General features: G+C 58.9%; 17 protein-coding genes. 4 read left to right on the forward strand and 13 right to left on the reverse strand.

What is annotated here, in order from left to right; all coding sequences use genetic code 11:
- Positions 1–41: 41 nt before the first annotated feature.
- Entirely contained in the window at positions 42–1,367 is a 1,326-nt protein-coding gene (locus FHT93_RS17405) for an ABC transporter substrate-binding protein (protein ID WP_183848611.1), read from the reverse strand.
- A 283-nt stretch (positions 1,368–1,650) separates the two neighbouring features.
- On the opposite strand from FHT93_RS17405, the gene mug reads away from it, so the two are divergent.
- Positions 1,651–2,196, forward strand: a complete 546-nt coding sequence (gene mug, locus FHT93_RS17410; RefSeq protein ID WP_183848913.1) for a G/U mismatch-specific DNA glycosylase — start codon at positions 1,651–1,653, stop codon at positions 2,194–2,196.
- 28 nt (positions 2,197–2,224) lie between these two features.
- Here mug and FHT93_RS17415 read toward each other — a convergent pair whose 3' ends face one another.
- The 8 genes from FHT93_RS17415 to FHT93_RS17450 all read right to left on the reverse strand — a co-directional run bounded on the left by FHT93_RS17415 (position 2,225) and on the right by FHT93_RS17450 (position 14,712).
- Positions 2,225–3,616, reverse strand: coding sequence for an aldehyde dehydrogenase family protein (locus FHT93_RS17415; RefSeq protein WP_113016999.1), 1,392 nt, complete (start codon positions 3,614–3,616; stop codon positions 2,225–2,227).
- Position 3,617: 1 nt separating this feature from the next.
- Positions 3,618–5,264 carry an acetolactate synthase large subunit gene (locus FHT93_RS17420; RefSeq protein ID WP_113017000.1) on the reverse strand — a complete coding sequence of 549 codons (1,647 nt, stop codon included), beginning with the start codon at positions 5,262–5,264 and terminating at the stop codon, positions 3,618–3,620.
- A 372-nt stretch (positions 5,265–5,636) separates the two neighbouring features.
- The gene (locus FHT93_RS17425) at positions 5,637–6,068 is read right to left on the reverse strand and encodes a hypothetical protein (protein WP_018114800.1); all 432 of its coding nucleotides are present in this window, start codon (positions 6,066–6,068) and stop codon (positions 5,637–5,639) included.
- 120 nt (positions 6,069–6,188) lie between these two features.
- A complete protein-coding gene (locus FHT93_RS17430; RefSeq protein WP_113017001.1) occupies positions 6,189–7,754 on the reverse strand; it encodes a SpoVR family protein in 1,566 nt (521 codons plus the stop codon).
- The gene (locus FHT93_RS17435) at positions 7,751–9,028 is read right to left on the reverse strand and encodes a YeaH/YhbH family protein (protein ID WP_113017002.1); all 1,278 of its coding nucleotides are present in this window, start codon (positions 9,026–9,028) and stop codon (positions 7,751–7,753) included. Before FHT93_RS17435 ends, FHT93_RS17430 begins: the two co-directional genes overlap by 4 nt.
- A gap of 37 nt (positions 9,029–9,065) precedes the next feature.
- Positions 9,066–11,009, reverse strand: a complete 1,944-nt coding sequence (locus FHT93_RS17440) for a PrkA family serine protein kinase (RefSeq protein ID WP_029616415.1) — start codon at positions 11,007–11,009, stop codon at positions 9,066–9,068.
- 461 nt (positions 11,010–11,470) lie between these two features.
- Positions 11,471–12,838, reverse strand: coding sequence for a sigma-54 dependent transcriptional regulator (locus FHT93_RS17445; protein ID WP_183848612.1), 1,368 nt, complete (start codon positions 12,836–12,838; stop codon positions 11,471–11,473).
- Positions 12,835–14,712, reverse strand: coding sequence for a sensor histidine kinase (locus FHT93_RS17450; RefSeq protein ID WP_183848614.1), 1,878 nt, complete (start codon positions 14,710–14,712; stop codon positions 12,835–12,837). The genes FHT93_RS17445 and FHT93_RS17450 overlap by 4 nt, the downstream gene beginning before the upstream one ends.
- A 207-nt stretch (positions 14,713–14,919) precedes the next feature.
- Between FHT93_RS17450 and FHT93_RS17455 the strand changes: the two genes are divergently transcribed.
- Positions 14,920–16,254: a dicarboxylate/amino acid:cation symporter gene (locus tag FHT93_RS17455; protein WP_183848616.1), complete on the forward strand. Its 1,335-nt coding sequence runs from the start codon at positions 14,920–14,922 to the stop codon at positions 16,252–16,254.
- A gap of 104 nt (positions 16,255–16,358) precedes the next feature.
- Here the strand turns inward: FHT93_RS17455 and ugpC are convergent, their stop codons facing one another.
- The 4 genes from ugpC to FHT93_RS17475 form a co-directional block, all read right to left on the reverse strand.
- Entirely contained in the window at positions 16,359–17,432 is a 1,074-nt protein-coding gene (gene ugpC / locus FHT93_RS17460; RefSeq protein ID WP_113203738.1) for a sn-glycerol-3-phosphate ABC transporter ATP-binding protein UgpC, read from the reverse strand.
- A 21-nt stretch (positions 17,433–17,453) separates the two neighbouring features.
- Positions 17,454–18,338, reverse strand: a complete 885-nt coding sequence (locus FHT93_RS17465) for a carbohydrate ABC transporter permease (RefSeq protein ID WP_183848618.1) — start codon at positions 18,336–18,338, stop codon at positions 17,454–17,456.
- Positions 18,331–19,269: a sugar ABC transporter permease gene (locus FHT93_RS17470; protein ID WP_183848619.1), complete on the reverse strand. Its 939-nt coding sequence runs from the start codon at positions 19,267–19,269 to the stop codon at positions 18,331–18,333. The genes FHT93_RS17465 and FHT93_RS17470 overlap by 8 nt, the downstream gene beginning before the upstream one ends.
- A gap of 84 nt (positions 19,270–19,353) precedes the next feature.
- On the reverse strand, positions 19,354–20,622 hold the full coding sequence (locus FHT93_RS17475) for an extracellular solute-binding protein (protein WP_162710022.1): 1,269 nt from the start codon (positions 20,620–20,622) through the stop codon (positions 19,354–19,356).
- Positions 20,623–20,652: 30 nt separating this feature from the next.
- Here FHT93_RS17475 and FHT93_RS17480 point away from each other — a divergent pair, with 30 nt between their 5' ends.
- Both FHT93_RS17480 and FHT93_RS17485 read left to right on the forward strand, forming a co-directional pair.
- The gene (locus tag FHT93_RS17480) at positions 20,653–20,859 is read left to right on the forward strand and encodes a hypothetical protein (protein WP_162730041.1); all 207 of its coding nucleotides are present in this window, start codon (positions 20,653–20,655) and stop codon (positions 20,857–20,859) included.
- Between the two features lie 22 nt (positions 20,860–20,881).
- Positions 20,882–22,081: an ROK family transcriptional regulator gene (locus tag FHT93_RS17485; protein WP_183848621.1), complete on the forward strand. Its 1,200-nt coding sequence runs from the start codon at positions 20,882–20,884 to the stop codon at positions 22,079–22,081.
- Positions 22,082–22,085 lie beyond the last annotated feature (4 nt).

Genomic DNA, 22,085 nt, shown 5'->3' on the forward strand with positions numbered 1-22,085 from the left:
GGCCGCCACTCTGGCAAGAAATTTGCGCATCCAGCCGGACACTAGATCTTGCCGTCGTCCTTGAAGACTTCGGTCCAGTCCTTCACCAGTCCATCAAGCGCCTCTTGCGCGGTGCCGTTGCCGGCCACCACATAGTTATGAACGCGCTTCTGCATGTCCTGTAGAAGGGTCGCGTAGCTCGGCTCGGCCCAGAAATCCTTCACGATCGCCATCGAGTCCAGGAATGCCTGGGCATAGGGCTGACTGGAAGCAAAGTCAGGAGCGTTCACCACCGATTTCAGGCAGGAATAACCGCCGAGCTGCCACCATTTTGCCTGCACATCCGGCTGGGCGAACCATTTGATATATTGCAGGGCGGCGTCCTTCTTGTCGGAATAGGAAACAACCGAAATGCCCTGTCCGCCGAGCTGAGCGAAGTGTTTCTTTTCAGCCGGATTGGGGAAGAAGCCAATCTTGTCGCCACCCACCTTCTCGTCCTTGTAGAGGCCAGGCCAGGTGAAGGCGAAATTCATCTGCATGGCGACCTGGCCGGATTTGAAAGCATCGGCAGATTCGACCATGTAGACATTGGAGCTGCCGGGCGGAGTGCAGCAATCATACAGCGCCTTATAGAATTCCAGCCCCTTCACCGCATCGGGAGAATTGACGAAACCTTCCATCTCATATGGCTTGTCCGGGTTGTCGTACTGGAAGCCCCAGTCATACAGCACGTTGGTCACGCCCATCGTGATGCCTTCGGAGCCGCGCTCGGTATAGATCGAAGCACCGTAGACGGTCTTCCCGTCGATTTCGCGCTTCTGGAAGAACTCGGCGATCTGTTTCAGTTCGTCGTAGGTCTTGGGCGCTGCGAGCTCCCGTCCGTATTTTTCCTTGAATTCTTTCTGCAATTCAGGCCGCTCGAACCAGTCCTTGCGATAGGTCCAGCCTACGACATCGCCCATGGCGGGCAGCGCCCAGTAGTTCGGCGTATTCTTCGGCCATTCCGAATAGCCAACCACCGTCGCCGGCACGAAGTCATCCATCTTGATGCCTTCCTTGTCGAAGAAGTCGTTAAGCTTGACGTAGTGGCCGTTTTCCGCCGAGCCGCCGATCCACTGGCTGTCGCCAATGATCAGGTCGCAGAGCTTTCCGTGAGAGTTCAGTTCGTTGAGAAAACGGTCGGCATAACTCGTCCACGGCACGAACTCGAACTTCATTTCGGTGCCAGTTTTGGCGGTGAAATCTTTCGAGAGCTCAACAAGCGCGTTGGCCGGGTCCCAAGCCGCCCAGCAAAGTGTCAGTTGATCGGCTTTTGCGAGATTGGGCAGCGCCGACGACATGACAAATGCCGAGGCCAGCCCGAGAAGGGCTTTCGATTTCTTTTGCATACGTTCCTCCCAGAACCAAGGCCGGCTCCCCGCCGACATGCAAGTCCACCAATGTCAGAGACTGCCTACATGAACTCCTCAACTCTCATGTTTAGCAATATGTTTAGTAATAGACAATTTTATAAACATTGCAAGCGACAATCTCCGCAGCCGATGATCCATCCCGTGACGATGCAGCCCGGCGGTGGCTTGATGACTTGAGGTCAGGACGAAGCTATGGGCAGGAGGAAACACGCCGGGTATGCTCAATCAATTGAAAGGAAATCAGCTGGTGTCTGCGCAGATGGATCACAGCGGGGATATGCAACAGGCGGCGGCCGGTCTTTCGGACGTACTCGGCCCTGGTCTGTCGGTTGTCTTTTGTGGCTTGAACCCCGCGCTCACAGCAGTCCGGGACGGCCACAATTTCTCCTCTCCCAGCAACCGCTTCTGGAGGGTGCTGCACCTTTCCGGCTTTACGTCGCGCCTCCTGCGCGCCGATGAAGAGCGAGAGTTGCTCAAGTATGGATGCGGCATCACGGCCGCTGTCTCGCGGGCCACGAAGAGCGCCAGCGAATTGAGGCTGGACGATTATAAAAGGGCAACTCCTCTGCTCGAAGCGAAGATAACCAAGTTCGCGCCGGCCAATCTGGCCTTTCTCGGCAAGGCTGCCTTTGCGGCGATCAGCGCGCGGGCGGACTGCGACTGGGGAAGACAGAGCGAGGTGTTCGCCGGCGCCAACACCTGGGTTCTACCGAACCCCAGCGGACTCAACAGAGCTTTCGGTCTCGATCGGCTGACTGCCTATTACCGCGATCTGAAAGCCGAAATCCAGCCACGCATCGGTTGACTTCCATCTGCGAGCGTGCCGACGCCTACTAGCTTACTCCATTGAATACCACCATCTTGTCATCGGCCATCTCCTGCATTGTCCAAGGGATACCGCCGATGCCGTAACCGGACTGACGGCGACCTGCAAACGGCATCCAGTCCGTCCTGAACGCAGTATGGTCGTTGACGAGAACGGCCGCGGCATCCAGACGTTTCGCCGCACGGAGCGCGACGGCGATATCGGAGGAAAATACGCTCGCCTGAAACGCATATGGCAGCGAATTGGCACTCTCAATCGCATTGTCGAGGTTCCGGTAACCGTAGACGCAGGTCAGCGGGCCGAAGACTTCGAGTTGCGAAACTTTTGCGTCCGTCGGCGGATTGAGCAGGACCGAGGGCAAAAGCGTCGTTTCCGACAGACGTCCGCCTCCGAGCTGTTTTGCTCCTGCATCGACGGCTTCCCGGATCCAGTTCGAAACCCGCTCCGTTTCGCGGGGCAGGATCAGCGGCCCCACCTCGGTTTGTTTGAGGGTTGGATCGCCAACCCGAAGGGCTGCGACCGCGGCAGCAAGTTTCTCGGTGAACGGCTCCAGAATATCGTCGTGCACGAATATCCGCTGGACCGAGACACAGACCTGGCCAGCATGATAGTAGCCGCCTTTGACGATGGGATTGACGACTGCGCCCGCATCCGCACTTCGATCAACGATAACCGGTGCGGCACCGCCATGTTCAAGCGCGCATCGCGTGCCGGGCGGCAGCTTGCTCTTGAGATACCAGCCGACTTTCGCAGATCCGATGAAGCTTAAAAACGCGACGCGGGGATCGGTCGCGAAGGATTCAGCAAGCACATTGTCATCGGTGACGAAGCTCTGGCACCAGCGTTCGTCCAGACCGGCTTCCCAAAGCAGCTTCACTATTTCGATACACGAGATGGGTGTCGTTGCCGCAGGCTTTACGATGACCGGGCATCCGACGGCAATGGCCGGCGCAATTTGATGAACGATGAGATTGAGGGGATGATTGAACGCCGAGATCGCCGCGACAACACCGATAGGCTCTTTCGTCGTGAAGGCCAAACGGTTCAGGCTCGCTGCAGTCAACCCCATCGGGATTTCCTTGCCGCCGAAGTTGCGGATCTCATCGGCGGCATTGATCAGCCCGTCGATCGCTCGCGTGACTTCGATGATGGCGTCCGTCAGCGGCTTGCCGCCTTCCCGCGCAATCATCATGGAGAAACGGTCCTTGTTGTCGCGCAGCAGTTCCGACGCCCTTCTCAGCACAGCCATGCGCTGATGCGCAGGCATCCACCCGTCGCGATCGGCAAAGGCTTTCGCCGCAATATCCAGCTTGCGATCAAGTGCAGCGGCGTCATCGACCGGCACCTCGGCGATGATCGCTCGATCAAACGCCTGATAAACCTTCAGGGTAGCCGACATCTCATGCCTCCAGAATTGTCGGGAGCCGTTCGCGCAGCTCCTTCACCAGCACACGTTCATTCTCGGAATAGTCGACGGGGACATTGACCAGATGCACGCCCCCACCCCTAAACGCATCCTCGAGCACCTGTTTGAACTGACCGATATCGTCGACCCTAGATCCTTTGGCGCCATAGGATTCTGCATATTTGACGAAGTCGGGATTGCCAAACGTCATTCCGAAGTCCGGAAATTCGTCCACGGCCTGCTTCCAACGGATCATCCCGTAGGCATCGTCCTCGATGACGAGAACGACAAGGTTCAGTTTGAGCCGCACGGCAGTCTCCAGCTCTTGCGAATTCATCATGAAGCCGCCGTCGCCGCAGATCGCCATGACCCGTCGTTCCGGGTAGAGCATCGAAGCGACCATTGCCGACGGAAGGCCAGCTCCCATCGTCGCGAGCGCGTTGTCGAGAAGCAGCGTGTTCGCCATCCTGGTGCGATAGTTGCGAGCGAACCATATCTTGTACATGCCATTGTCGAGAGCGAGAATGCCATCATGGGGCATGACCTCCCGGATGTCGTGGACAAGCCTCTGGGGTGTAAATCGTCCTTCGGTCGCCCGGTCTGCAATGCGGTCCAGAATTCGCTCCCGCAGGTGAAGAAGCGCCTGCGCGTTCGGCAGCTTGCCGTCCAGGCGATCGGCGAGCGCCTTCAGTGATGGCCCCATGTCCCCGATGACCTCGGCTTGAGGAAAATAGACCTGCTCGACCGTCGCGGGCTGATATCCGACATGGACGACTTTCGGTCCGCCCTTACCCATGATGAACGGCGGTTTTTCGATCGTGTCATGACCGATTGTTACGATCAGGTCTGCCTGCTCGATGGCCTCGTGGACGTAGTCTCGCTCCGAGAGGGCCGCTGTGCCCATATAGAGCTCGGTTCCGCCTGGAACCGTACCCTTCCCCATCTGGGTCGTGAAATAGGGGATGCGCGTTCGAATAACGAACTGGGCAATGTCCGACGTGGAGCGAGGGCGCGAGGCTGCTGCTCCAAACATGAGCAATGGACGCTTGGCTGATGCAATCAGCTCAGCGGCGCGATCGAGCGCAGCGTCACTTGCAGTCGGCAGTTCAAGCTGATGCGGCGCCACCAGCGCGATGTCTTCGCACTCTTCTGCCGCGATGTCTTCAGGCAGTTCGAGATGAACTGGACCAGGCCGTTCCTCCTGCGCGATCCTGAACGCCTCCCTCACCAGAGTCGGGATCATCTGCGGCGAGACGATCTGACGCGTGAGCTTGGTCAGCGGCTTCATCGATGCGATGACGTCGACGATCTGGAAGCGAGCTTGCCGCGATGAAAGAATACCCTTCTGGCCGGTGATCATCACCATCGGCATCGCGCCAAGAAGAGCATAGGCCGCTCCTGTCGACAGGTTCAGCGCTCCCGGACCAAGCGTCGTAAGGCATACGCCAGGCTTGCCCGTCAGCCGTCCGTACGTCGCTGCCATGAACGCAGCTGCCTGCTCGTGTCGAGTGAGCACGAGCTGGATTGAGGATTTGCGGATGGATTCGACGACGTCGAGGTTTTCCTCGCCGGGAATCCCGAAGATACGCTCCACGCCTTCATTCTCAAGAGCCGCAATAAGGAGATCCGAGCCTTTGGTCATGGAAGGTGCCCTGTGCTTTGACGCCGCGGTCAGCGACGCGATGAGAACTTGAGGCACCGAACATAGGCCGATTTACCGTCCGAACCAACCGCACCCTCAATGCGGATTTTGCATGCGAGATATGCTCGCAAACCCTCCCTCGGATTTTGGAGTTTCACTGCGTCAAGCCATTAACGGCGTACATCGCGTGCGTGGCGCCTCGACGTCGTGCATTTTTTATTCAGGCTGCCGGAAAGAGGTTTGGATTTGTCCGCCCGGTGGTGCGTTCAGCTTGTAGCCCGCCCGCGATGAAGCGCGGCACCCAGGCGCCGCACCCCATCTCCCGGTCGGCTGCCGCCAGGTCTCTGATCGTTGGTTGCCGATAGGCAGTCCCTATCGCGTAAACATCAGCCGCATGCGCGCCAGAATGCCCTTCACGCCCGGTATGGAGGCGGCTCTGAGATGGCGGGCGACGATACCAGCGTCGACCCGTGCTCCAAAATGGCAGGAGCAGACGAGCCCATGCAATTGGCGATCGTTAAGATCAAAGAAGCTCTGAGCATCCCCATAGGTATCGCCCTCTAGACCGGCGGCACGCAGAACCGGATCGGCATAGGCTACGGATATGGGAGACCCGGTGATCCGCATCATTATCCGCTGGTCATGGGGGAGATATTCGGTTTCCCGAAGGGTAACGAGCGAACGCGCAGGATCGTCTTCCAGGAGCTCCGCCCACCGGCCCAACCGCTCTGCCCGAGACAATTGTGGCGTGGTACGGCTGACCCTGGCTATAGCCTTCAGCTGATCGACTGCGTATTGTTCCATGGCGGCCTCCTATTTGGAAAATAGACTGCACGCCCCCATCTAGAACGTTGATCCCAACTACGCTGCCTGTCCAATCACGTTTGAAGAATCCGATCTCTTGAGAAGTCTACCCCCGCGCATTCACGCGAATTCGCTTTGTCTCGAAAAGGTCCGAGGATGGGCGATGTGCTTCCGGACGATACTCTCCTTGCTGTCGAGTTCTTCCAGCAGAACGTCATAGCTCCAGAGATCGGCAAGGTGCTGCAGGACGAGCTTCAGATCTTCCTCTTCCAGGAACTCGTCATTGGTTGCTCGGTGCTGCAACAGCAATCTGCGGTCGCCGGCAAGATCGACGTCGACGATCTCAATCGCCGGGTCGGTATGACCGATATCGTAGTCGCGGGAGAGTTGCCGGCGAATACGCCGATAACCGCGCTCATCATGGATCGCGGAAACCAGGATGCCTTCCTGAATCTCCGGATCGTCGTGGAGGTGGAACATGCGCCACCGCCGCATGAGGCTTGGGCTCAGGAACTGGCTGACGAAGCTCTCGTCGCGATAATTGGCCCAGATATCGCGCAGGACCGCCATCGGGTCGCCCCGCCCGGCAATATCCGGGAACCAGTCGCGGTCTTCGCCGGTCGGCTCCGTCACGATACGCTCGATATCCTGCATCATCGCAAAACCGAGCGCGTAAGGATTGAAGCCCGAGAACCGCCGATCATCATACAACGGCTGGAACACGACATTGGTGTGCGATTTCAGAAACTCGAAATAGTTGCCATCGCTGATCTGACCGCGCTCGTGCAGGCGCTGCATGATATTGTAGTGGACGTAGGTTGCCGTACCCTCGTTCATCACCTTGGTCTGGCGCTGAGGGTGGAAATACTGGGCGACGTGGCGAACGATACGCAATATCTCGCGCTGCCAGGAATGGAGCCGAGGCGCAGATTTTTCGAGAAAATAGAGGATATTGTCCTGCGGCAAGCCGAGCGCGGCACGCCGGCGCTCGAGATCGCGGTCTGACTTGTTGCGTTTGTTACCGGTCGGCACGGTGCGCCAGAGATCGTTGAAGATCTTTTCCTCGTGAGCGCGGCGCTCCTGCAGCCGCTTTTCCTCCTGCCTGAGGTCCACCTGGGTCTTGCCGGCGTAGCGGTGCACCCCATGCGACATCAGCGCATGTGCGGCATCAAGCGTGCGTTCGACCGCCGCTTCTCCGTATCGTTCTTCGCAACGGGAGATGTAGCTCTTGGCGAAATCGAGATAGTCGAGAATGCCCTCGGCATCGGTCCAGAGCTTGAACAGATAATTGTTCTTGAAGAAGTGGTTATGGCCGAAGGCAGCGTGCGCTATGACCAATGTCTGCATGGTCGCCGTATTCTCTTCCATGAGATAGGAGATGCAGGGCGAACTGTTGATAACGATCTCATAGGCGAGGTCGCGCATGCCGCGGCGGTAGAAGGCCTCATGATGGGCAAAATGCTTGCCGAAGGACCAGTGGCGATAGAAGAGTGGCATGCCCGTCGAGGAATAGGCATCGAGCATCTGCTCGGATGTGATGACCTCGATCTGGTTCGGGTAGACATCGAGCCCCAGTTCCCCAAGCGCGATATCCTCACAGGCATCATGAATGCGCTGTAGGGTCGGAAAATCCCAGTCAGCGCCTTCGAAAAGGAGCTTTTCCTTGTGCCGCGTGCTGGTCTTCATGGCGTGGCCCCTGCCGTGGCAGCCTTCTTCTGAAACAGGTCGTGGAAAACAGGGAATATCTCGTTCTTGCGGCAGACCTTGCGCATGGCAAGAGGCAATGCAGCAGAGCGGATTTCCTGATAGAGCGCCCAGAGCGGTGACCTCGACGTCGAGGAATCTCCATCTTCCTCACCGACTTCGATATAGGCGAAGTACTGGCAGACCGGCAGAATTTCCTGCTGCAGCAGTTGGCCCGTCAGAGCGCCGTCGGAATAGGAGTTGTCGCCATCGGAGGCCTGCGCCGCATAGATGTTCCACTCCGTCGGATCGAAGCGCGCGGCAACGATCGAGCGCATCACCGCCAGCGCACTGGAAACCAGCGTGCCGCCTGTCGCCGGGCTATAAAAGAAAGTTTCCTCATCGACTTCCTCGGCCTTTTCCGTATGACGGATGAAGACGATCTCCACCTTCTCGTAACGCTGCGACAGGAAGAGGTAGAGGAGCAGGTAAAAGCGCTTGGCGAGATCCTTCATATGCTCGCTCATGGAACCGGAAACGTCCATGAGGCAGAACATCACCGCTTTGACGACAGGCTTGGGCGTATTCTCAAAACGCCGGTAGCGGACGTCGAGCGGGTCGATGTAGGGGATACGCTTGCTCTTGAGCGTCAAGGCCTTCAGCCTCTCTTCAAGAACCACGCGTTCTTCCGCATCATCGCATTCGTCGATCTGCTTCTGAAGTGCCTCTATTTCGTCCGCCTTCGGGCGATGAAGCGCCAGGCGACGCATCATGGCAAGACGTGTTGTGCGCCCGACGGCAATGTTGGAGGGAGAGCCGGAAACAGAAAAACCAGCCCTTTGCGGTGTCACCTCTTCGGTTTCGCTCAGCCGGCGCTTGGCAAGGTCGGGCAGTTCCAGGTCTTCGAGGAAGATGTTGAGGAATTCCTCTCGGGTCAATACGAAGCGGAAACCGTCTTCGCCGTCGCCCTCCCCCGCCTCGGACGAACGTCCGCCGCCTGAGGCCGGTGGACGCTTTATGAAGTCGCCCTCGACGAATTTCTGATTGCCGGGAAGGATGCGATCCTGGACTCCCCCACCGCCCCGGTGAAGACCCGGTTCGGTCATGCCGCCGATTGGAAGAGTGACTTCACCGCCATCAAGCACATCGCGGATGGAGCGGTTTTGCAAAGACCGTTTAACCGCTTGTTCTACGGCGTCCTTGGCACGCCGTAGAAACCTTTGTCGATTTTCCAGACTTTTACCGCGCGGGTTAAGCCGCCGGTCTATGATGTGCATGTTTGCTCCTACCTGGGTACTCGCTCCGACGGCCTACCTAACTCGCCTGCTTGACGCGCATGTACCATTCCACCAGCCGGCGAACCTGCCGTTCCGTGTAGCCCCGCGCCACCATGCGCGAGACGAATTCGCTATGCTTCTTTTCGGTCTCACTATCCTTCTTCGATCCGAAAGAGATGACCGGCAGCAAATCCTCGACTTGCGAGAACATACGCTTCTCGATGACTTCCCGGATCTTCTCATAGCTCGTCCAGGAAGGGTTCTTGCCGCCATTGGCGGCGCGCGACCTCAAGGAGAACTTGACGATCTCGTTGCGGAAATCCTTGGGGTTGGCGATGCCCGCCGGTTTTTCGATCTTTGTCAGCTCCTGGTTCAGAAGTTCGCGATCGAGCAGCTGACCAGTATCCGGGTCCTTGAAATCGGTATCCTCGATCCAGGCGTCCGCGTAATCGACATAACGGTCGAACAGGTTCTGACCGTAATCGGAATAGGATTCCAGATAGGCCTTCTGGATCTCGTTGCCGATGAACTCCGCGTAACGCGGTGCCAATTCGGCCTTGATGAATTCCATGTAGCGCTTTTCCGTCTCCTCGCCATACTGCTCGCGGCGGATAGCCTGTTCCAGAACATACATCAGATGCACAGGGTCGGCACCGATATCCGTCGTGTCGTGGTTGAAGGTCGACGCAAGAACCTTGAACGCGAAACGTGTCGATATTCCGTCCATGCCCTCATCGACACCGGCAGCATCCCGATATTCCTGCACGCTTCTGGCACGCGGATCGGTTTCCTTGAGGCTTTCGCCGTCATAGGAGCGCATTTTCGAGAAAAGATTGGAATTCTCATGCTTGCGAAGCCGTGACAGCACGGAGAAACGAGCCAGCATCTCCAATGTCGCCGGTGCACATGCCGCATCGGCTAGCTCCGATCCTTCGATCAGTTTTTCGTAGATCTTCTGCTCCTCAATCACCCTGAGGCAATACGGAACCTTGATGACGCAGATGCGGTCGATGAAGGCCTCGTTGTTCTTGTTGGCCTTGAAGGTTTGCCACTCCGCTTCGTTCGAATGGGCAAGGATGATGCCAGAGAAGGGAATCGCACCGATGTTTTCGGTGCCCATGTAGTTGCCTTCCTGCGTCGCCGTCAGCAGCGGATGCAGCATCTTGATCGGCGCCTTGAACATTTCCACGAATTCCAGCACGCCCTGATTGGCGCGGTTGAGACCGCCGGAATAGCTGTAGGCATCAGGATCGTTTTGCGAATAGTGCTCGAGCTTGCGAATATCGACCTTGCCGACCAGCGACGAGACATCCTGATTGTTTTCGTCACCCGGCTCGGTCTTTGCAATCGCGATCTGTCGAAGCCTTGAGGGCTGGATCCTGACGACCCGGAAGCGGGAGATATCACCATCGAATTCGTCGAGCCGTTTAAGGCACCACGGGCTCATCAAACCGCTGAGGCGACGAGTCGGGATGTCGTATTCTTCAAGCAGCATCGGCCCCATGGCGAGGGGATCAAAAAGGTTGAGGGGGCTTTCAAAGACCGGGCTCAGTTCGTCACCGGCTTTTAGAACATAGATGGGGTTGACTTCCATCAGTTGCTTCAGACGCTCTGCAAGCGAAGACTTACCGCCGCCGACCGGGCCGAGCAGGTAAAGGATCTGCTTGCGCTCCTCCAGACCTTGGGCCGCGTGCCTGAAAAAGGAAACGATCCGCTCGATCGTCTCCTCCATGCCGAAAAACCCTTCGAAGGCGGGATAGGTTCGGATGGTCCTGTTCATGAAAACCCGGCCGAGCCGCGAATCCTTGGCGGTATCGATGATTTCGGGTTCGCCAATTGCCGAAAGCAGCCGCTCGGTCGCGTTGGCGTAGGCCATCGGATCTTTTTTACACAAGGCAAGATAGTCTGCTATAGACATATCCGTCTCTCGCCGAGACTCGTAGTTACGGGTGAACGCATCAAATAGGGAGTTGTTCAGCATAGGCCCTCCTATAAAGGTCTGCCTCAGCGATTTTCGCCTTCGCTAAGTAAGATGGTGCGCCAATGTTTCGAAAGATCAAGGTCCTCCTCGGCGGAAATAAGACATGGCCGACATTCCGGCATCGCTACACAAAAAAGTGCGCGTAACTTGCCAATTTGATCCTCGAAATCTGACAGCCTCTATAGCTTTGCGACCGTGCCGGGAGTATTATTCGCGCGCGGTTTAAAAGAGGACGCCGCGCACCTTCACGCCGATGACACGAATATGTGTCGGTGCCGCTCAAAAGGCCACCTGATTCGCTGGAGCGAGAATTTCTCGCCTTCCAAGAAAGACAGTTGTCTTCAAGAATTCCGCAAGAAGGCCAGCACTGGTTGAGAATTGACATCAACCCAGTCTTTACAGTTGCGGCTCGTTGTCACATAGCAATCTGTGCAGAGACCTGTTCTGCGGTAACCGACGCGTCAGCTTTCGGGCTTTGACGAGCTGAACGCAGCCCGTTCGATGCCGTGCCGCTGCAGTTTGTCGTAAAAGGTCTTGCGTGGAATGCCGAGGGTTTCGATCGTCCGGCGTACGTCGCCATCGTTCCGGGTTAGCGTCTCGCGGATGATATCGGCCTCATAGCGGTCCATCCTCGCCGGCAGAGGCAAGGGGGCATCTTTGTTTTCAACCCCGTTTTGCCTCGGCTCCACCGGCGCCGCTTCAAGACCGAGGACGAAGCGTTCGGCGAAATGAGAGAGTTCGCGCACATTGCCCGGCCAGTCATGGCTCTTCAGGTGGCGGTGCAGTTCGGGCGAAGCGACGGGTACCGGACGCTTGAAGCGGGTGGCGGCCCGTTCGGTGAAGTGGGCGAAGAGGAGCGGGATGTCGTCGCGCCGGTCGCGCAGCGGCGGGATGCTGATCGTCACGACATTGAGCCGATAATAGAGATCCTCGCGGAAATCGCCGCGCTCGCGCGGATCGCCGAGATCAACCTTGGCCGCAGCCACGACACGCAGGTCGACCGGCCGCACCTCGTTGGTGCCGAGCGGCATGACTTCGCGCATTTCCAGGACGCGCAGCATCTGCACCTGGGCGGGGGCCGGCATGCTTTCGATTTCATCGAGAAACAGCGTCCCACCGCTCGAATGTTCGATGCGGCCGATGCGTTTCTTCTGGGCACCCGTGAACGCCCCGGCTTCGTGACCGAAGAGTTCGCTCTCGATCACCGTTTCAGGCAAGGCGCCGCAATTCAGCGCTACGAAGTTTCCCTTCGAACGACGGCTCCAGCGATGCAGCAGGCTTGCCACCACTTCCTTGCCGCTGCCGGTTTCGCCAGTCACCAGGACGTCGACATCGGTGTCGGCGATCTGCCGGAGCGTTCGTCGCAGGCGCTCCATGGCAGGCGTCTGGCCAATCAGCGGCAGATCGCCCTGCGCCTGTTCAGCCGCGTCGCGCAGCGACCGGTTGTCGAGCACGAGCCGGCGTTTTTCGGCGGCGCGGTGCACGCTTTGCACCAGCCTGTCGGCTGCAAAAGGCTTGGTGATGAAGTCATAGGCCCCGTCCTGGATTGCCTTGACGGCCATCGGGATATCGCCATGCCCTGTGATCAGGATCACGGGAAGGTCTTCATCGAGGCGACGGATTCGATCGAAGAGCTGCAATCCGTCGACATGCGGCATGCGGATGTCGGAAACGACGACACCCGAGAACTCCGCGCTCAGATCCTTCAGAGCTTCCGTGGCGGCGGAAAAGGTCGAAACCGAAAAGCCGGCAAGCTCCAGCGTCTGCTTCGTCGCCTTCAGGAGATCCTTGTCGTCATCGATAAGGAAGACCGGGATAGTTTCACTCATGCCTGTGCCTTCTGCAGATAGACGGTAAAGCGGGTGCCGCTCTCGTTGCTGTCGACCTCGATACGGCCGCCATAATCGGCAACGATATCCTTCGAGATGACGAGGCCAAGACCAAGGCCCTTTTCCTTGGAGGTATTGAAAGGCGAAAAGAGCGAGCCGAGGATGTCCGCAGATATGCCTGGGCCGTTATCGATGACGCTCACCGCTACCTGGTTGCCCATCTCCTCGCAAAAGACCTCCACCTTTGCGCCCTCGCGGCCCTCCAGCGCCTCCAGCGCGTTCTGAAAGAGATTGATCAGCACCTGCTCCAACCGGATGCGATTGCCGTTTACTTTCAGATCGGCAGAGGGCAGCTTGATATCGAGCGCATCCAATCGGCCAGCAAAACGGCTCCGCAGCAGAACGACTGCGCCTTCGATGGCCGCGCGCAGTTCTGTCGGCTCCGCCGCGGTGCGACCCTTGCGGGCAAAAGCCTTCAACTCCTCGGTGATGGCACCGATGCGTTCCGTCAGGCTGGCAATCGCACCGAGATTGTCGTCGGCTGAATCCGGCTGCCGCCGTTTGAGGAAGGTGCGGGCATTGTCGGCATAGGCACGGATAGTCGCGACCGGCTGATTGATCTCATGTGCCACGCCGGCGGCAACCTGCCCCAGGATCGCCAGACGGTTCGCCTGCACCAGCTCCTGTTGAACCACCTGCAGCCTTGCTTCGGTGGCGCGATGGTCCGTTATCTCCTCCTGCAGGCGGTCACGGGCGCGGCTCAGATCCTGAGTGCGCTCCAGCACCCGACGCTCCAGCTCCTCGCGCGCGGCGCGCTCGGTCGCAATACGCATGACAGCGATCTGGCGGCGGCGCAGCAGAAACGTCATGATCGCGAGCACGGGAATGAGGGCTGCCAATGTCAGCAGCCGCCATTCGCGCATGGAAGAGGCTATCGGCGCCTCGGTCGGCACCAGATATTCGAGTTGCCAGGTTGTTGACGGCACCTCCGTGCGCAATCGCAGGAACTCGCCCTCCCCGGCACCCGGCATGACGGCGTGGACGATTGCGGCTCCAGGCCTCAGTTCCTGCCGTTCGTCGATCGGCAGTGGCAGCAGCGGCGTCTCGCCGAATTGTAAGCTCGTCCTGATCGCCGCAAGGCTTTCCTGCGGCAGAGGCTTGGCCGTCATAAAACGCCAGGACGGCAAGCTGGTGATAAGCACGACGCCGTGCTCATCGATGACATAGGCCGGCCGGGCTGCATCGCGCCAGTCCGATTCCAGCTGATCGAACTCCATTTTGACGACGACGACGCCAAGCGGAGCCGCAGCATCCCTGACCCGCCGGGAAATATAAAGCCCCGGCCGGTTGCTGACATTGCCAAGAGCAAAATGCTCTGCCGTACCATTTTCCATCGCACGGCGAAAATAATCACGGAAGGAATAGTCGTTGCCTACAAAGCTCAGAGGCTCCTGCCAGTTGCTGGAAGCGATTGCGATACCGTTCCTGCCGGTTACATAGAGAACCGAGGCGCGGGTGCCGGCGACAAGGCTCTGGAGCTTGCGATCAAGCCCCATGACGGCCTCCCCCTGTCCTGATGCCAGAGCGTCTCGCACCTGCTGGTCATCTGCAAGGAGCAGCGGCAGAGCCCGGGGCCCCTCTAGCACGGCACGCAACAGCGCCACCTTGAGATTGGCGTCGGTCTGCCCCTGATCCTCCAGTGCCGCAATTGCCTGCAGTCGACCATAGACGCCGGCGCCGTAAAGGGCCGTGCCGATCAGAATGGCCGCGAGCGCCGCAAAGACCAGCCAGACCGACCGGGAGCGCCGGCCAAGCTGTTCAGGCGTCAGGAAACGTTCGTTTGCGGTCCTCTGGAGCATGGCCGCATTGTGCATGTTTTCGCACGACCGACAAATCACTTTGTGCGAAAAATCGCACTATCTCATCTGCATCAACCAGTCACATTAAACAATATCAATGAATTAGGAAATCAGAGGAAACTGGCACGCGAGTTGCAAAACAAGTCCTCATCAGTCGGGAGGCTGTTTGACCATCATGACTTGGCCGTCGCCCTGTTGGCGTCCGGCATAGTGGAGGACACCATGGATATTGCAATGCACGCCGCTCCAGATCGCGGCAAAACTCCCTTTTACCGGCACCTCTACGTGCAGGTTCTCGCCGCCATCGCGGCCGGCATTCTGCTCGGCCACTTCTACCCATCTCTCGGCGCTTCGCTGCAGCCGCTCGGAGACGCGTTCATCAAGCTTGTGCGCATGGTGATCGCGCCCGTCATCTTCCTGACCGTCACGACCGGCATTGCCGGCATGGCCGATCTCAAGAAGTTCGGTCGCGTGGTCGGCAAGGCGCTTGGCTACTTTCTGGTCTTCTCGACGCTGGCGCTCGTCGTCGGCCTCGTCGTTTCCAACGTGCTGCAGCCAGGCGCCGGCATGCATATCGATCCGGCGACGCTCGATACGAAGGCCGTCAACAACTACGCCGCTCAGGCCCATGACGCGACAATCGTCGGCTTCCTGATGAACATCATCCCGGACACGATCGTCGGCGCTTTCGCCAAAGGCGACATCCTGCAGGTGCTGTTCTTCTCCGTCGTCTTCGGCATTGCGCTTGGCTCTGTCGGCGAACGCGGGAAGCCGGTTCTCGACTTCTTCCAGGTTCTGACAGCTCCGGTCTTCCGCCTCGTCGCGATCCTGATGAAGTTCGCCCCGATCGGCGCCTTTGGCGCCATGGCCTTCACGATCGGCAAATATGGCATCGGCGCGATCGCCAACCTCGCCTTCCTGATCGGTACCTTCTATCTGACCTCGCTGCTCTTCGTGCTGGTCGTACTCGGCGCGGTCGCCCGTTATAACGGCTTCTCCATCCTGGCGCTGCTCCGCTATATCAAGGAAGAGCTGCTCTTGGTGCTCGGCACCTCGTCGTCTGAAGCCGCCCTGCCCGGTCTGATGAACAAGATGGAACGCGCCGGCTGCAAGCGCTCGGTTGTCGGTCTCGTCATTCCGACCGGCTATTCCTTCAATCTCGACGGCACCAACATCTATATGACGCTGGCGGCACTCTTCATCGCCCAGGCGACGGATACGCATCTGAGCTTCGGCGACCAGATCCTGCTGCTGCTCGTGGCGATGCTCAGCTCCAAGGGTGCCGCCGGCATTACCGGTGCCGGCTTCATCACGCTTGCCGCCACGCTCTCGGTCGTTCCCTCGGTTCCGATCGCCGGCATGGCGCTCATCCTCGGCATCGACCGCTTCATGTCGGAATGCCGCGCGCTGACCAACCTCGTCGGCAATGCGGTTGCCACCATCGTCGTCGCCCGCTGGGAAAACGAACTCGACCAGACCCGTTTTGCCGCGGCGATGGCCGGCAATCTGCGCGATGAGAGCGACCTACTTGCCCCGGTGGCAGTGCCCGCCGAGTAAACAGCGAGACAAGAAAAATCCGCCGCCAGTCAGACGATTGGCGGCGGATTTCATTTGAGATCGATTGGGCGGGCCAACGAAAGCCTGCCCGCTATCTCTTAAACTTAGAGCGCCAGACCCGTACCCCGGTCGAAAATATGGACCTGCTCGCTGGAAATATTGGCTTCGAAACGCGCACCGTAGCGGGCAGCATAATCCCCATCCACCACAGCGGTGACCGGCTGACCGGCGAGATCGAAGACGACATGCGTCTGGGCGCCTGTCGGCTCGACCAGCAAGGTCTGGCCGGCAAGCGCATTTCCATCCCTGCCGCCGGGTGTCAAATGTTCAGGACGAAGGCCGACGGTCACTGCCTGGCCGGGGCGAACCTTGCGGTCAGGCGCGATCCGGATCGCAGTCCCGTCCGAAAGACGTGCGGCCGGCCCGCCACCCTCACCTTCGACGACGCCTTCGATGAGGTTCATCGCCGGAGAGCCGATAAAGGCGGCGACGAAGAGATTGGCCGGCTTCTTGTAGAGTTCGAGGGGCGTGCCCTCCTGCTCGATCTTGCCCTGGTTCAGGACGACGATGCGGTCGGCAAGCGTCATCGCTTCGATCTGGTCGTGCGTGACGTAGATCGAGGTCGTGTTGACCTTCTGGTGCAGCGTCTTGATTTCCGAGCGCATCTGCACGCGCAGCTTCGCATCGAGGTTGGAGAGCGGCTCATCGAACAGGAAGACGGCCGGATTGCGCACGATGGCGCGGCCCATGGCGACTCGCTGGCGCTGGCCACCGGAAAGCTGTGCAGGCTTGCGATCCATCAGTTTCGTCAGATCGAGCATACGGGCGGCCTCGGCCACACGCTGCTCAATCTGCGGCTTGGGAAGACCTGATAGTTTCAAATTGAAGCCCATGTTTTCGGCGACCGTCATATGCGGATAGAGCGCATAGGACTGGAATACCATGGCGATGTTGCGCTCGCGCGGCGTCAACTCATTGACGACGGCGTCATCGATCATGATCTCGCCGTCGGTGATTTCCTCAAGGCCGGCGATCATGCGCAGCAACGTGGACTTGCCGCAGCCGGACGGGCCGACCAGGGCGACGAACTGTCCATCCTCGATCGACAGCGAGATATTGTGGATCACATCGAGCGATCCATAGGCCTTGCGGATATTCTTCAGTTCGACGGACGCCATGTGCGTGTCTCCTATGCGGGCTCAGGACTTCACCGCACCAGCTGTCAGGCCGGCGATGATGTGCTTCTGGGCGAGGAAAAAGACGATGATGGTCGGCAGGATGGTCAGCGTGATGAACGCCAGGATGAGATGCCAATCGGTGGCGAACTCCCCTCTATAGACCATGATGCCGAGCGGCCAGGGATAGAGGCTCTCGGAATTGAGCATGATCAGCGGCACGATATAGCTGTTCCAGCTGCCAACGAAGGAGATGATGCCGACGGTGGCGACGATCGGGCGCGAGAGCGGCAGCGATATGTGCCAGAAGAAGCGCATATAGCCGCAACCATCGACAAAAGCCGCATCGAAGAGCTCTGACGGCAGGTTCCGGAAATAATTGCGGAAGAGCATGATACTCATGCCGAGACCGAAGGCCACCTGCGGCAGCACCACGCCCCAATAGGTATTGAGAAGCCCGAGATCGCGGATGCGGATGTAAAGCGGCAGGATCGCGGTGGCCGCCGGGAACATCAGCCCGATCAGGAAGTAGTTGACCAGATAGGTCGAGCCGAAGAAGCGGATATGGGCAAAGCAGAAAGCAGCCATGGCGCCCAGCGTCAGCGTCAGGAAGACTGTGAGCAGGGCGATCAGCAGCGAATTGCCCATCTGCAGCCAGTAGCGCTGGCTGACGATGATGTCGATGTAGTTGCTCCACTGCCATACCGTCGGCAGACCGAAGGGATTGCCGCGAAGGTCGGACAGCGTCTTGAAGCCGCCGAGCGCGGTGCTGATCAACGGGATGACGACGAGGCCGGCAACGATCAGCAGCGAGGCATACATGTAGATCTGCGTACCGGTACGGACCTTGCGGCCAGCGCTGTTTGCCGAAGCGGCATCGATGGGTGGTGCGGTCGAGATATCAGTCATTGCGCATGAATATCCGCTTGTAGCTGAAGGCGAGCGTGACGCAGATCACGAACAGCACGACACCAACGGCGCTGCCGAAACCGACCTGCATGCGGGTCACCCCGAAATTGTAAAGGAAGGTCACCATGGTCTGCGTCGAGTTCGACGGACCACCGCCGGTAAGCGGCATGATCATGTCGAAGAGCTGCAGCGAGCCGACGACGCCGAAAAAGACGGAAAGGCGGACGGTGGAGCCGAGTAGCGGCAGGGTTACGTGCCGGAATTTCTGCCAGCCGGTCGCACCATCGATATCGGCAGCTTCCAACACGCTTTTATCGATCGCCTGAAGGCCGGCAATGAAGAGCATCATGTGAAAGCCGAAATACTTCCAGACGATAACGCCGAGAATGGCATACATGGCAACGTTGCGATCGGCCAGCCAGAAGGGCGGCTCGACACCGATCATGTGCGAAATGCCCGCAACGAGGCCGAAATCGCCATCATAGACGAAGCGCCAGATCATGCCGGCCGCGACGTCGGCGAGAACATAGGGCAGGAAGAAGATCAGCCGGAAGAACAGCGCGCCCTTGATCTTGCTGGAAACCATTGTCGCAAGCCATAGCGCCAGCGGAATCTGCACACAGAGCGAGATGAGGACGATCAGGCCATTATTAACGAGCGCCTGGGTGAAGGCACCGTTGCGAAAGATGAGCTGGTAGTTACGGAAACCGATCCACTGCGTCGGGTTGCCGTAGCCGTTCCAGTTGTAGAAGGAATACCAGGCAGCTTCGCCCATCGGCACGATGACGAGCAGGGTGAAAAGCATCAATGCGGGCGGCAGAAAAAGGATCAGTACCGGCCATTTGCTGTGAGCCAGCGAACGCTTGTGCCGGCGCGGCGCCGCTTTGGCGCTCCTCCCTGCCACATCTGCTGACATGAAAGTATCACTCATTGGTCTCTAGGACTCCTCGGGCGAATTCGCGACTGCGCCGCGAGTGAGAAGAAGCCGGCGCTCTGCTTGAGCGCCGGCGGATTTTTACTTCGCTTCGAGCGAGTAGGCGTCCTGAATCTGCTGGGCGGCGTCGGCCGGCGAAGTCGAACCGGAGACGATATCCATCGTCATGTCGTTAACGACACCGCCGACATTCGGGCCGAGATCCTGATCGAGGAAGTTCTGGTGCCAGGTTTCCTGGTCGAGAGCCACCGCACTGTCCTTCAGAAGCACATTCTGAACGCCATCGGCCGAGCCCTTGGCGACAGGAATAATGCCGGTCTTCTGGGCCAGCAGTTTCTGATTTTCCGGGTTGCCGAGGAATTTCAGGAATTCTTCGGTTTCCGGGGGCGCATTCTTGGTGACAACCCAACCGTTCAGACGGCCGAGGTAGTCGGTTGCCACACCGGGAGCACCTTCAACGACCGGGAACGGGAAGCGGCCGATATTGTCGTCCGGCTGGCCCTTGCCGCTGGTCGAGCTGGCGCGCGAGGTGTCGTTGGTGTTTTCAAAGCCGAGCAGCATCGCCGCGCGGCCATCGCCGAAGGCAGCAAGCGCGTCGTTCCAGGTGGCACCGAGATAACCGTTCTGGAAGGGTTCGAGCTTGCCGAGTTCGGCAAGATGTTCGCCGGCCTTCACGAAGGCCTCACCGGCGAAACCATCACCCTCGCCGGCCTTGGCCTTTTCGAAACCGTCGTGGCCGGCTTCGCGCATGGCGAGATAACCCCAGTAGAAATGGATCGGCCACTTGTCGCCACCGCCGCCGGCGATCGGCACGATGCCTGCGTCCTTGAGCGTCTTCACAGCGTTAAGGAAGTCACCCCAGGTCTTGATTTGGGTGGCGTCGACATTGGCCTTCTTGAACAGTTCCTTGTTGTAGAAGAAGGAGACGAGGCCGGTCTTGTAGGGCGCTGCCCAGACCTTGCCGTCGAAAGTCATGCCATCGATCGTCGCGGCGCTGGTGCCGTTGCGCCATGCGCCTCCATCGGCATCAAGCGCGGCATCGATCGGCCGCAGCATTCCGGTCTCGGCCTGCGCCTTCAGCACGCCGCCGCCCCAGGTGTAAAAAAAGCTCGGCGCCTCGTTTGACTGCAGCAGCGTCGGCAGCTTGGCCTTGAAGGCCTGATTTTCAAGGAACTGCAGTTCGATTTTGACGCCAGGATGGCTCGCTTCGAAGTCTTTGGCGAGCTTGTTCCACACTTCGATGGTGCCTGGAACCTGCTCCAGGTGGAGCCAGCGGATGGTCGTATCGGCGGCAGCCGTAGCCGTCGATGCACAATAGCCGGCAACAGCAATTGCGATCGCCGACAGCATGTTGATGCGATGAGTTTTGGTGGTCAGCACGTGGCACTACTCCCGAGGCGCTTTATTTCTGTATCCGGATTAAATAATCGCAGCCTTTGCCTCTCTGTCAATACCTTGCCTGAAAAAGCGGCAAAGGATGCGCAAAATGATGCAATTACGGAAATTTCTATTGCGCGATTGCGAAAATCAGATCTACAACAAGGCGAATTTAATTTGCCTCTCGAAAAAAATCGCGGGGCCCTATGACAGTTTAGGTGCGCACGAGACGATGAAGACTGCCGATCCTGAATTGATGCGTGCCATCAACCGCTTGAGCGTGCTGGATACAATCCGGCGCCACGGCCCGATCTCCCGCATCCAGATCAGCGAACGCACTGAATTGTCCACGACGACAGTTTCGGCCATTACCGCCTCGCTTCTCGACGACGGGCTCATTTTGCCGATTCACGAGGGCGATATCCGCAACGAGGCTGTGCGTGGCAGACCGCGCGTCATGCTTGAGGTCAATCCGGATGCCGCCCGCGTCGTCGGCGCCAAGATCGCCGCCAGCCGCATGATCTTCGTCGTGACCAATTTCCGCGGCGACGTGCTCTCCAAGCTCGCCCTGCCGATCCGCATTGATCGACAGCCGATTGCCGTGATTGCCGACCTCATCGAGGATGGTGTGCGACGCTGCGTCGTCGATATCGGCCTCTCGCTCGATGATATAGACAGCATCTGCCTGGCCCTTCCCGGCGTCATCGAACACCGTACCGGCCACATCCGTTCGAGCCCCATATTCCGTGAAACCAACATTGATTTTGCTGCGGAAATGTCCGCCCGCCTGTCGACACCGACCATCATAGAGAGCGACGCACATGCCATAACGCTTGGCCATCATTGGTTCGGCAAGGCCCGCGATCTCGAAGACATGGTGCTGATCTCGCTGGAGCAGACGCTCGGTCTCGGCGTGCTGCACGACAATCAGCTTTTTCGCGGTGCCGGCGGTCTCAGCCACAATCTGGGCGACCTGGTTCTCGGCATGGGCCAGCAAGGCGTTGTCAGACTTTCCAGTCAGGCCGGCGAAAGTGCCATTCTCGGCGAACAGCAGGCCGATGGACGCTTTGCCGAAGCGGTACGCCTCGGCCGCGGCATGACGCATGTGCAGGCGCTGATCCAGGCCGACGACGACCGGCTCATTGCCGCGGCCGTGCGCGCCGGCGAGGCGGTGGGGCTGACAATCGCCAATATCGTCACGCTGTTTGCGCCGCCACGAGTCATTCTCGTCGGCTCCTCGCTTGCGTTGGGTGAGCCCTTCCTCAACAGCTTGCGGGATGCCTATGCGCTGGCAATTCCGCCGTCTCTCAAAGGCGTCAGCGAACTCGTCTTCGACGATTCGACCGACGATTTCTGGGCGCAGGGTGCTGCCGCTGTCGCCCTTTACGAACTCTACGAATCGCCCTGGAGCACAACAGGGCCCGCGCTTTAACGCG

It is taken from the genome of Rhizobium sp. BK379 (assembly GCF_014193955.1).
Lineage (GTDB): Bacteria > Pseudomonadota > Alphaproteobacteria > Rhizobiales > Rhizobiaceae > Rhizobium.

Coding starts and splice junctions, on each gene's coding strand:
- FHT93_RS17475 (WP_162710022.1), bottom strand. CDS start 20,622: ATGCTGTCGGCGATCGCAATTGCTGTTGCCGGCTATTGTGCATCGACG.
- FHT93_RS17485 (WP_183848621.1), top strand. CDS start 20,882: ATGAAGACTGCCGATCCTGAATTGATGCGTGCCATCAACCGCTTGAGC.
- FHT93_RS17450 (WP_183848614.1), bottom strand. CDS start 14,712: ATGCACAATGCGGCCATGCTCCAGAGGACCGCAAACGAACGTTTCCTG.
- FHT93_RS17465 (WP_183848618.1), bottom strand. CDS start 18,338: ATGACTGATATCTCGACCGCACCACCCATCGATGCCGCTTCGGCAAAC.
- FHT93_RS17470 (WP_183848619.1), bottom strand. CDS start 19,269: ATGAGTGATACTTTCATGTCAGCAGATGTGGCAGGGAGGAGCGCCAAA.
- FHT93_RS17445 (WP_183848612.1), bottom strand. CDS start 12,838: ATGAGTGAAACTATCCCGGTCTTCCTTATCGATGACGACAAGGATCTC.
- FHT93_RS17425 (WP_018114800.1), bottom strand. CDS start 6,068: ATGGAACAATACGCAGTCGATCAGCTGAAGGCTATAGCCAGGGTCAGC.
- FHT93_RS17430 (WP_113017001.1), bottom strand. CDS start 7,754: ATGAAGACCAGCACGCGGCACAAGGAAAAGCTCCTTTTCGAAGGCGCT.
- FHT93_RS17420 (WP_113017000.1), bottom strand. CDS start 5,264: ATGACCAAAGGCTCGGATCTCCTTATTGCGGCTCTTGAGAATGAAGGC.
- mug (WP_183848913.1), top strand. CDS start 1,651: ATGGATCACAGCGGGGATATGCAACAGGCGGCGGCCGGTCTTTCGGAC.
- FHT93_RS17455 (WP_183848616.1), top strand. CDS start 14,920: ATGGATATTGCAATGCACGCCGCTCCAGATCGCGGCAAAACTCCCTTT.
- FHT93_RS17415 (WP_113016999.1), bottom strand. CDS start 3,616: ATGTCGGCTACCCTGAAGGTTTATCAGGCGTTTGATCGAGCGATCATC.
- FHT93_RS17440 (WP_029616415.1), bottom strand. CDS start 11,009: ATGCTGAACAACTCCCTATTTGATGCGTTCACCCGTAACTACGAGTCT.
- FHT93_RS17435 (WP_113017002.1), bottom strand. CDS start 9,028: ATGCACATCATAGACCGGCGGCTTAACCCGCGCGGTAAAAGTCTGGAA.
- ugpC (WP_113203738.1), bottom strand. CDS start 17,432: ATGGCGTCCGTCGAACTGAAGAATATCCGCAAGGCCTATGGATCGCTC.
- FHT93_RS17405 (WP_183848611.1), bottom strand. CDS start 1,367: ATGCAAAAGAAATCGAAAGCCCTTCTCGGGCTGGCCTCGGCATTTGTC.